This is a genomic window from Pedobacter suwonensis (assembly GCF_007833675.1).
GTDB lineage: Bacteria > Bacteroidota > Bacteroidia > Sphingobacteriales > Sphingobacteriaceae > Pedobacter > Pedobacter suwonensis.
Genome location: NZ_CP031708.1, coordinates 3948613 through 3960159, shown reverse-complemented (window position 1 = coordinate 3960159; position 11547 = coordinate 3948613). Strand labels below are relative to the sequence as shown.

Sequence of the window (11547 nt, the reverse complement as noted above, 5' to 3'; positions counted from 1 at the left end):
AAATCCAGAAAAAATATAATAATTTTGGATTTAAATCCATAAATAACATAATAATTTTGGATTTATAAATGACTAAACATAAAAAAGCCCATCTCAGTTAAGAAATAGGCCTATATTTTATTTAATTGTGTACTGCTAACACAAAATAGAAAACTGTAAATTGTTATCCGTTTAATGCTGCTGCACCGCTTACAATCTCGGTTAACTCAGTCGTAATTGCTGCCTGACGTGCCTGGTTGTATGAAAGTTTTAAAGCTTTTAATAACTCACCTGCATTTTCAGTTGCCTTATCCATTGATGTCATACGTGCACCATGTTCAGAAGCATGTGAATCCAATACCGCTTTGTACAACTGGATTTTAATAGATTTAGGAATCAATTGTTCTACAATTTCTTCTTGAGAAGGCTCTAAGATATAATCAACGTTAGTTGTTTTCTTATCTACTTTTGTTTCAGTTACAGGTTCAGCTTTTGGCAAAGGCAATAACTGTTCTGTAGTAATAAACTGTACAGCTGCGTTTCTGAAACGGTTGTACACCACCTCTACTTTATCAAACTCGCCTTTAACGAAACCAGCCATAATGGCATCGGTAATTTTGGTTACATTTTCAAAAGTTAAATCTGAAAATATTTCGTTATTGTTACCGATAACGTTGTACTTGCGCTTCTCGTAAAAATCCTGTGTTTTCTTACCGATAGAAATAATGCTCACATTACCGTTTTTCAACTGTTCGCTATACTTCTCAGCAATTAAATTATTGGCCGCTTTAATTACGTTCATGTTAAAAGCTCCAGCCAAACCACGGTTTGATGAAACAGTAACGATTAAAACCTTATTGGGCTCACGCTCCTGAATAAAAGGTGATGAAGAGCCTTCTAAACTTGCAGACAGATTACCTAAAATCTCCTTCAGTTTAGTTGCATAAGGACGTAAAGCGATAATTGCATTAGTGGCACGTTTTAACTTAGCTGCCGAAACCATTTTCATAGCCTTGGTAATCTGCTGTGTTGACTGTACCGACGCAATCCGGTTTCTTACTTCTTTTAAATTAGCCATTCTCTATTTAGATGTGAGATGTGAGATTTGAGATGTGAGATATAAGTCCCCATCTAAAATCTCAAATCTCATGTCTCAAATCTTATTAATATTTACTTGAAATTTCTTTTGCTACTGTATCTAAAACACCGGTAATGTTATCATCAAATTTACCAGCTTTTAAAGCTGATAGAGTTTCAGGATGACGCAATTCCAGCTGGTTTAAGAATTCAGTTTCAAATTCTTTTACTTTATCTATCGGAACATTACGCATTAAGTTTTTGGTACCTGCGTAAACAATTGCAACTTGCTTCTCAACAGTAAACGGAGAGAACTGCGCTTGTTTCAACATTTCTACGTTACGAGCACCTTTATCAAGTACCGATTTAGTTGCAGCATCCAAGTCAGATCCGAATTTAGAGAAAGCCTCTAACTCGCGGTATTGAGCCTGGTCTAATTTCAACGTACCTGCTACTTTTTTCATCGATTTGATCTGCGCGTTACCACCTACACGTGATACCGAGATACCTACGTTAATTGCAGGACGGATACCAGAGTTGAATAAGTTCGACTCTAAGAAAATCTGGCCATCAGTAATCGAAATTACGTTGGTTGGAATATATGCAGAAACGTCTCCCGCCTGTGTTTCTATAATTGGCAAAGCTGTTAATGAACCACCACCTTTAACGATGTGTTTAATCGATTCTGGCAAATCGTTCATGTTTTTAGCGATATCATCGTTAGCGTTGATTTTCGCAGCTCTTTCTAACAAACGGCTGTGTAAGTAGAAAACGTCACCTGGATAAGCCTCACGACCCGGTGGACGACGAAGTAATAGAGATACCTCACGGTAAGCTACCGCTTGTTTAGATAAATCATCATAAACAATTAATGCTGGTTTACCTGTATCACGGAAAAACTCGCCAATTGCAGCACCTGCAAACGGAGCATAGAACTGCATTGGAGCAGGATCTGCAGCCGAAGCAGCAACGACAACAGTATATGGTAAAGCGCCATTTTCTTCCAGTGTACGTACAATGTTGGCTACAGTAGAATTTTTCTGACCAATAGCTACATAAATACAGAACACAGGCTGGCCTGCTTCATAAAATTCTTTTTGGTTGATAATGGTATCAATACAAACGGCAGTTTTACCAATCTGACGGTCACCAATAACCAACTCACGTTGACCACGACCGATTGGAATCATTGCATCGATTGCTTTAATACCAGTTTGTAAAGGCTCGTTTACCGGCTGACGATAAATTACACCTGGTGCTTTACGCTCTAAAGGCATTTCGTAAGTTTCACCCAGGATCGGACCTTTACCATCTAAAGGCTCACCTAAAGTGTTTACTACGCGGCCAAGCATACCTTCACCAACTTTAATAGAGGCAATTTTCTTGGTACGTTTAATGGTATCACCTTCTTTGATCTCGTCAGAAGCACCCAAAAGTACCACACCAACGTTATCTTCTTCAAGGTTTAATACAATACCTTGCAGGCCGTTTGCAAATTCAACCAACTCTCCCGATTGAACTTTAGTTAAACCGTAAACACGGGCAATACCGTCGCCCACTTGCAACACGGTACCAACTTCTTCCAGTTCGGTTTCTGATTTGAAGCCCGCCAATTGCTGTCTGATAATTGCCGATACTTCGTCTGGTCTTACCTCTACCATAATTTTACTTTATATCTTTTTATAAATGTTTAGTGCTTAGCGCATGGCGCTTGGCGTTTTCCGTGCCATACGCTTATCGCAATATTCTTTGTGTTTGGAGGTTTGCGTTTGGCGTTTTAACGCTATTCGCTTACCGCTTGGCGCTTACTGCGCAAATTCTTTTTTAAGTTTACTTAAACCGCTGGCAATACTGGCATCAAATTGCTTATCTCCAACTTTTAATATAAAACCACCAATCAGTTTCTCGTTAATTTTTTCGTTAACGATAACCTGGTTGGCGCCTAATTCTTTTTTTACAATCGTTATAATCTGCTCTTTGGCCTCAGGACTTAAAGCAGCTGCAGTAGTTACATCAGCAGTAACAATACCTATAATTAAATTATATTGTTGTATAAACTGTTTTGCTGTTGCAAATAAAATCGCAGAACGACCTTTGCTTACCACAACATTGAAAAAAGAGATGGTTAGTTTGCTTACCTTATCCGTAAAAATTCCGTTTAAAATACCAGTTTTCTTATCTAAAGGTACAATCGGGTTTTTTAATATTGCTTCTAGTTCAGGGGTTTCATCAACCACTTTCTCAAACAAAACCATATCATTATAAGCTGATTCTAACGCGTTGTTTTCAACGGCTAGGTCTATTAATGATTTGGCATATCTGCCTGCAACTTTAATTTCTGACATATATTTAGGTGTGAGATGGAAGATGTGAGATGTGAGATGTGAGATTGAGTATTCAGAGTAATCTCCTCTCTCATATCTAATGTCTCAAATCTAGTATCTCCTATCTATTTTCTCAAACTAGTTTAATTCAACGTCTTTTAACAAATTAGCCACTAAAGCTTCCTGTTTGGTTTTATCATCTAACTGCGTACGTAGTACACGTTCAGCAATTTCTAATGATAAAGTAGAAACCTGGTCTTTAACTTCAGCTAAAGCAGCTTTCTTTTGGTTTTCAATCTCGATTTTAGCTTTCTCGATCAATTTAGCACCTTCAACCTGAGCCTGTTTTTTAGCCTCATTTAAGATACTATCTTTTAAGGTTTTAGCTTCCTTTAAAATCTCATCGCGCTCCGCACGGGCCTGTTGCATTAAATCCTGATTCTGGCTGGTTAAACGGGCCATCTCCTGTTTAGCCAATTCAGCTTTGTTTAAAGCCTCATCAATGCTTTGCTCACGCTCGTGAATTGCACCTAAAATAGGTTTCCATGCGAATTTTCTAAGTAAGATCAATAAGCAGATGAATGCTAGCGATGTCCAAAAAACCAAACCTATGCTTGGGGTTACTAATTCCATTTTATCTAATTTTTTATTCTTAATACTTTAATAAGGCGGGGTAAATAACCAATCGTTAAATACCCTGCCAGAGTTTTTCAGTGCTTATTAACCGTTTAAGCCTAATAATGCAACTACCACACCGAATAAAGCAGCACCCTCAATAAGGGCAGCAGCGATAATCATTGCAGTCTGAATTTTTGATGCAGCTTCCGGTTGACGAGCAATACCTTCCATTGCTTTACCACCTACTTGACCGATACCGATACCTGCACCGATTACTGCTAAACCGGCACCGATTGCCGCGATTGAACCTACCATAACTAATTTAATTTATATTAATTTGTAAAAAATAGTTTTCTGTTAATGATGTTCTTCTACTGCCATGCCAATAAACAGGGCAGTTAATAAGGTAAAAATAAAGGCCTGTAAAAACGCCACCAATAATTCCAACACATCCATAAACAATACGAACGCAACTGAAACCGGGGCAATAGCCAGTGTTTCGAAAATAAAGATTAAGGATATTAAACTTAATACGATAATGTGACCAGCTGTAATGTTTGCAAACAAACGCACCATCAAAGCGAAAGGCTTAGAAATGATACCAATCAATTCCACAGGAATCATAATCGGATATAACCAAAAAGGAACATCCGGTTTGAAAATGTGTTTCCAATAATATTTGTTACCATTGATGTTAACGATAATCAAAGTACCTAAAGCCATTACAAAAGTTAAGGCAATATTACCGGTAACGTTGGCACCACCCGGAAAAATCGGAATCAAACCGAATAAGTTATTAAATAGGATAAAGAAAAAAGTAGTCAACAAATAAGGCATAAATTTCGCGTATTTATGACCAATGTTGGGCTTAGCAATATCATCTCTTACAAAAAGAACAACAGGTTCAATAAAAGATTGCAAACCTCTTGGTGCTTTACCAGCACGTTTTTTATAAGCTCCGGCAACCGAAATAAATACAATAAGGATAACCAGAATGGCCACAAACATCGCTGCAACGTTTTTAGTGATCGAGAAATCTAAAACAGCTTTACTTGCTTCCTCATCCACTTTACCATCAGCACCAACCACTTTAATATGATCCTCTTCTAAACGATAGTTATTGTATTTACCATTATAATCGTGTTCACCGTGATGAAAATTACCTGATGAGAAAACCTCTAAACCATTAGGCGTATATAAAATTACCGGAAGAGGCAACGAAGTATGTCCCCAAAGATGCCACATGTGCGAGTCGGCAATGTGTTCCATAATTACTTTGGTAGGCTCGAATTTTTCTTTACCATGATTGGCCTCAGCTCCGTGTTCTCCTGAAACAGCATGAGCAGATTCCGCAACAGCACTATCAACAGGTACAACAGCGCTATCAACTTGAGCGAAAGTATCAATTTTGATAGATAAAAACGCGATTAAAAGCGTAAAAACAATAGTTAGCCTTTTAACTTTAGACACAAAAACTCGGTTACAATCCATTTATTGGCAGTTTTTTACTTTAAATTTTGGTGGCGCAAGTTACGTAACAAACAGTAAACTTCAAAGACCGTAAACAATAAATATAAAGAAAAAAAATTAAGCAGAAACACAGGCCCAATTCCCTTTGCTTTTATACTGTAAATCAACACGAAAGCCATACAAAAAATCATTTTCACAGCAATTGATCCCATAATAGCCATCACCCCCACTTCAGGATCGCGTTTTACACCGATATCAACCAACATGTAAGCGATATAAGTAATACCAGCCAAAAAGCCGAACATTACCCAAAAATTGTTTACATAAAGCTGCCTGTCCGGAAACACAAGGGGTAGAACGGCGATAACACCTATTAACAGGCCTACGAAAATAAAATAGATACTGGTAAATTTGGCTAGGGTCAATGTATAATTTCTTAGCAGATAAAACTTTTTGCAAAGATAAGGTTTTTAGTATCAAGTAAGTAGTAACATAAGAAATATTGCAAAAGTGCTTTGTTATTTAACCTTTTAACTGGTTAATCGGTTAACTGAAAACTGCTAACTGCAAATTGAAAACTGAAAACTGCCAACTAACCCCTGGTAACCTGTCTGATCGCCTGATAAAGTGCGATCCCTACGCCGGCCAGGGCAAAAGCTGCAGTAATTAAATTGGTTTTGCTGTTTCGGTGTTCATCAATTTTATAACCTATAAAAGTAAGCAGGCCTATGGTAGCGATCATCTGGAAACCAATGGCAGAATACTTTGCTGCTGCATTTACCTTTTTCTTTGTATCTTCTCCTCGCTGATTTTCCATTTTTTAATGCAATAATTAAATTAACTTTGAATAATTAAAATTTGTTACCAATTAAAATATTTTTCTATCTATATTGTTTATTATACGTTACCTAAGAGATTGATCATACTTGAAAAATTACGCGAACAAAAACTTAAATCCCTTCATTATTCTCATCAGTATTTTTATTTATGGCTGTGTTGCAAATAAAGATACTGCAGTTGACCGTAGGTTTCAGAATTTAACTGCAAAGTACAATTATATCTATAACGCCAATGTTTTACTAAGCGAATACAATGAGGGTTTGCTGCAAAGTTATGCGGATAATTACGAAAAGACCCTACCCGTCTACCTTGATCCTGAGCCACAGATAAATTTAGTACTCACACCCGGGGCTGCCAATAAACAGCTTGATGATGTGATTGCCAAAGGACAAACCATTATCAACGATAAAAGTTTCAGTAACTATATTGACGATGCCTACATGCTTTTGGGCAAGGCAAATTACCTTAAAGGGAATTATTTTATCGCATCAGAGTATTTTGATTACACGGCGAAAACTTACAATAGCGACCTGAAGACATTTATCATGGCTATGAACTGGAAAGCACGTAGCCAAATGGAACTTAATAATATGGTACTGGCCGATAAAATTATTGATACCATGCTACGCGCGTCTGATGAGTTAAAAAAGGACCTGGCCGAACCCCTTGCTACGGCGGCCCAAATGCGTATCTATCAAAAACGGAATAAAGAAGCCATCTTGTTACTAGAATCGGCCATCGCTTTACCTGCAGAAAAACAGTTACGGATCCGCTGGCGATTTATATTGGCGCAGTTACAGGAAAAAGAGAAAAATATTCAGGATGCTTATGCCAATTTCACCAAAGTTGAAAAAAGCAATGCACCTTTTGAGATGTATTTCCATGCCAATTTAAACCGGATTAAACTGAAAGCACTATTAAATGGAGAAAAACTTAATAAGGAACAGCAACTTTTAGCTTTATTGAAAGACGATAAAAATACTGATTATACCGATCAGATTTATTATCAGGTTGGAGAGCTTTTCTCGGCAGAGGGAAATTTTTTAAAGGCAGAAGAAAACTACCATAAGTCGGTTTTAAAAAGTACCAGAAACCAAACGCAAAAGGCGCTATCTTACTTAAGAATTGCAGATTTAAACTTTAAAGAATTTAACAACTATGTTAAAGCAAAACTGTACTACGATAGTACTGTGATGATTTTACCTAAAAACTTTCCTGATTACGATAATATTGTTAAAAAGGCAGATAACCTGCAATATTTAACAGACCGGTATACCATTATCGCCAAAGAAGATACTGCCCAGGCTTTTGCCAAACTTCCAGCTGCTGAGCGGGAGGCTAAAGTAAAAGCTTATTTAACGCCAAAGGTTGAAGTGCGCGGTACAGAAGGGGTAATGAGCAACCAACTTTTAAATGATCCGGATTTTCTAAACAGAAGCTTAAATACGACAAACAATACCGTTGGCAACACTTTTTATTTCAATAATAATGCAGCAATTAGTAATGGTTTTGCCGATTTTAGAAAAAGGTGGGGAACAAGACAGCTGGAAGATAACTGGCGCCAAAGCATCCGGTCATCAGCACAGGAAACCAATCAGGTTTTAGCGGGAGGAAAGGTAGCTACCGAAATTATACCAGCAAATGGCCAAACCAACCAAACGGCAGCAGATCAAACCTCGCTGGAAAAACAGTTTTTGGATGCTTTACCCACCACACCAGCACTATTGGCATCATCGGATCAAAAAATTATTGATGCCTATTTCGAAATTGCCAGTTTTTATCAACAAGAACTGAATGATAAGCAGGAAGCAAATAAAATATATCTGGAACTGATTAAACGATATCCGGAAAATAATCATTTAGTTGCCATTTACTATAGTTTATATCTCAATTATAAAGGCATTGATGAAGTAAAATCTGAGCAGTATAAGCAATTGGTGCTGACCAAATTCCCGGAATCAAACTTCGCGAAGAATATTTTAGATCCATCGTACTCGGCCAAGCAAACACAGATGGAAAATATGGCCATTAACAATTACAACTCAACTTTCGATGCTTATATAAAAAAAGATTATGCTACCGTGGTAAAACAGGCTGATTATAATATCTCAACTTTCCCTGAAAATGATCTGGCGCCGCAATATGCCTATTTAAAAGCCATTGCTGTTGGACGTACAGCAAAGGTTGATCCGCTACTCACCGAATTTAACCTCATCACCAATCGCTATCCGAACGACAAAATTATTACGCCTTTGGTACGCGATCACTTGAAGTATATTGAAGCCAATCTTGACGAATTTAAACAGCGTCCTGTAGCCCTTGTTGATTTTGACGCAAATACGCCGCGTTTTGTAAGCCAGGCCGCCACAGTTTCAGTCCCAAAAAAACCGCTGGTGGTTGAAAATCCTGTAGCAAAAATAGCTGAACCAACTCCTGTAGCCAAACCAGTTGAGGTTAAGCCAGTTGATCCAACTAAACCTGCCAGTATTTTCAGTACGGCAAAATCAGAAGAATATTATTACGTAATAGACGTAGCTGACGCCACTTTAACCTTAAGTTCATCACGCTTCGGCATTGGCCAGTTTAACCGCGGAAATTATCCGGACAACGATCTGGAACATAAATTGGTAGAGTTGGATAACGATCAGTTGATTTACATTACCAGTTTTATCGATTTAGAGGATGCCAAACTTTACGAATCGAGCATTGTTGGTCAGTTAAAGAATATTATGAAAGTTCCGGCCAACCTGTATAAAGGCTTTATCATCAGTAAAGAAAATTTTGAAAAACTGACAGACAGAACAAGGATTAATGAATACCTGGAGTTTTTAAAAGACAATTACAAGTAAGCGAAGGTAAAAGCATAAAGCTTAAAGACTAATGCGAAAAGCATAAATAGCTAAGCTTAAATTTGATTCTATAAAAAATTAATAAATTTGCATCCAAAATCACCTATCCTGGTGGTTTGGAAAATAACAACACAAAATGAACAAATCCCTTTCTCCACAGGATACAAAAAGATACAGTTTACTCATCTGGAAATTATTGATTGGTGGAATTGCCCTATTTGCTATTTTCATCTCCATGATCGGATTTGGGCTATTCGGTGCCCTACCCTCTTTCAGAGATATTGAACACCCGAAAAGCAATCAGGCATCCGAAATTATTGCCGAGGATGGCCGCCCTTTAGGTACCTATTTTGTTCAGAACAGATCGAATGTTACTTATAAGGATATTTCTGAAAATGTAATCAATGGTTTAATTGCGACAGAAGACACCCGCTTTAAAGAACATTCAGGTATCGATTTTAAACGTACATTTTCTATCATCGGTTATAATTTGATCGGTAAAAAACAGGGGGCCAGTACCATTACCCAGCAACTGGCCAAAAATCTTTTCCCACGCGAATCGAACCTTAATTTCTTCTCGTTGGTATTAACCAAATTTAAGGAGTGGATTGTTGCCGTTAAACTGGAGCGTAACTATACCAAAGAAGAAATTATAACGATGTATTTAAATACGGTTGATTTTGGTAACCAGGCTTATGGGATTAAATCTGCGGCAAGGGTTTATTTCAATACCACTCCCGATAAGTTGAATTTAACACAGGCTGCAACCCTTGTGGGTATGCAAAAAGGGATTACCATGTATTCGCCCACCCGCCATCCTGAGCGTTCCAGAGAACGCAGAAATACCGTTATGGCCCTCATGGTCAAAGCTGATCTCTTAAGCCAGTCAGAATTTGATCAGCAAAAGGAAAAACCTCTAAACCTGCATTTCAATGCCGCAACCGTTAATGATGGAATTGCACCGTATTTCCGTTCGGTATTGAAGAACGATATCAAAAATATTTTTCAGGAGCAATCCATTACCAAACCTGACGGTACGCCATACGATCTGGACCGTGATGGTTTAAAAATTTATACCACCTTGAATTATGATATGCAGGTATATGCCGAGGAAGCGCAAAAGGAATATATGAAAGTGCTACAGGCACAGTTTATCGCGAGTTGGAAGGGCAGAAACCCGTTTAAGGATAAAGCTTTACAGATTGAACAGGGAATAAAACGCTCTGATCGTTATAAAGCCTTAAAACTGGAAGGAAAATCGGATGAAGAAATCAAAGATGATTTCAACACCAAAACAGAAATGACCATTTTTACCTGGAAAGGTAATATCGATACGGTAATGAAACCGATTGATTCGGTACGTTACTATAAAATGCTGCTCAGGAATGCCATGATGACCATGGACCCGACCAACGGACATGTGAAAGCATGGGTGGGCGGAATTAATTACGAGCACTTTAAGTACGACCAGGTTAAGATGGGAACCCGCCAGGTGGGTTCAACAGCAAAACCATTTACTTACGCTGTAGCCATAGAAAATGGTTATTCGCCTTGTTATACCGTACCCAACGTTCCGGTAACGATTGAAGGTTATGGTGAGCCGTGGACACCCAGAAATTCGGGCAAACCCCTGCCAGGTAGTATTACCTTACAAAAAGCACTGGCCTACTCACAAAACTTTGTTACCGCCTATTTAATGAAACAGGTTGGTCCTGTGGCTGTATCTACCCTGGCTACAAAAATGGGTATTCCAAATGTTCCAGCGTTTCCGTCGATTTGTTTGGGCACATTCGATTCTTCTGTTTATAATATGGTGGGTGCTTATGGAGCTTTTGCCAATAAAGGAATTTATACCAAACCCATTTATTTATTAAGAATTGAAGATAAAAACGGTGTGGTATTATTTTCTCAAAAGGAAATACCAAAGCCCATTATGAGCGAAGAAGTGGCATATGTAATGACACGGATGCTTAAAGGTGTGGTAACCAACGGAACCGGATCGCGATTAAACTATAAATATAAAGTGAATGCACCAATCGGAGCGAAAACAGGTACTACTCAAAACAACTCCGATGGTTGGTTTATGGCCATTACTCCACAGTTGGTAACCGGTATCTGGACGGGTTGTGAAGACAGGGCTTTCCACTTCATCAGTACCAACCAGGGAGAAGGGGCCAATACAGCCCTCCCTATTTTTGCAGGCTTTATTAAAAGAGTATATGCCAATCCGGCTTTAAAAATCAGTCATGCTGATTTTGATGCACCAAAATCTGGCGTTTCGATTACTTACGATTGTAATCAATACCAGCAACAGGAAGAAGGAGCAACCGAATTGGATGAAAAGTTGGGTTTTTAGAAACTATTTACTCCAAAAGTTTCCACCTAAATTT

At 38.1% G+C, this 11547-nt stretch carries 10 protein-coding genes; 2 read left to right on the top strand and 8 right to left on the bottom strand.

Annotation, left to right across the window (positions count from 1 at the left end):
- Positions 1–163 precede the first annotated feature (163 nt).
- From atpG to DV942_RS16320, 8 genes are all read right to left on the bottom strand, one after another.
- Positions 164–1057 carry an ATP synthase F1 subunit gamma gene (gene atpG / locus DV942_RS16355; protein WP_145859245.1) on the bottom strand — a complete coding sequence of 298 codons (894 nt, stop codon included), beginning with the start codon at positions 1055–1057 and terminating at the stop codon, positions 164–166.
- Between the two features lie 85 nt (positions 1058–1142).
- Positions 1143–2717 (bottom strand): F0F1 ATP synthase subunit alpha, encoded by a 1575-nt coding sequence (atpA, locus tag DV942_RS16350; RefSeq protein ID WP_090983252.1) that lies wholly within the window; start codon positions 2715–2717, stop codon positions 1143–1145.
- A gap of 144 nt (positions 2718–2861) precedes the next feature.
- On the bottom strand, positions 2862–3401 hold the full coding sequence (atpH, locus tag DV942_RS16345) for an ATP synthase F1 subunit delta (RefSeq protein WP_145859242.1): 540 nt from the start codon (positions 3399–3401) through the stop codon (positions 2862–2864).
- A gap of 117 nt (positions 3402–3518) precedes the next feature.
- Positions 3519–4013 (bottom strand): F0F1 ATP synthase subunit B, encoded by a 495-nt coding sequence (locus DV942_RS16340; RefSeq protein WP_090983248.1) that lies wholly within the window; start codon positions 4011–4013, stop codon positions 3519–3521.
- A gap of 87 nt (positions 4014–4100) precedes the next feature.
- The gene (atpE, locus tag DV942_RS16335; protein WP_025144011.1) at positions 4101–4313 is read right to left on the bottom strand and encodes an ATP synthase F0 subunit C; all 213 of its coding nucleotides are present in this window, start codon (positions 4311–4313) and stop codon (positions 4101–4103) included.
- A gap of 42 nt (positions 4314–4355) precedes the next feature.
- Positions 4356–5489 carry a F0F1 ATP synthase subunit A gene (atpB, locus tag DV942_RS16330; RefSeq protein WP_145859239.1) on the bottom strand — a complete coding sequence of 378 codons (1134 nt, stop codon included), beginning with the start codon at positions 5487–5489 and terminating at the stop codon, positions 4356–4358.
- Between the two features lie 14 nt (positions 5490–5503).
- Entirely contained in the window at positions 5504–5773 is a 270-nt protein-coding gene (locus tag DV942_RS16325; RefSeq protein ID WP_244950723.1) for a hypothetical protein, read from the bottom strand.
- A gap of 287 nt (positions 5774–6060) precedes the next feature.
- Positions 6061–6285 (bottom strand): AtpZ/AtpI family protein, encoded by a 225-nt coding sequence (locus DV942_RS16320; protein ID WP_090983244.1) that lies wholly within the window; start codon positions 6283–6285, stop codon positions 6061–6063.
- Positions 6286–6394: 109 nt separating this feature from the next.
- Between DV942_RS16320 and porW the strand changes: the two genes are divergently transcribed.
- Entirely contained in the window at positions 6395–9157 is a 2763-nt protein-coding gene (porW, locus tag DV942_RS16315) for a type IX secretion system periplasmic lipoprotein PorW/SprE (protein WP_145859236.1), read from the top strand.
- 136 nt (positions 9158–9293) lie between these two features.
- On the top strand, positions 9294–11513 hold the full coding sequence (locus DV942_RS16310) for a transglycosylase domain-containing protein (RefSeq protein WP_090983239.1): 2220 nt from the start codon (positions 9294–9296) through the stop codon (positions 11511–11513).
- Positions 11514–11547 lie beyond the last annotated feature (34 nt).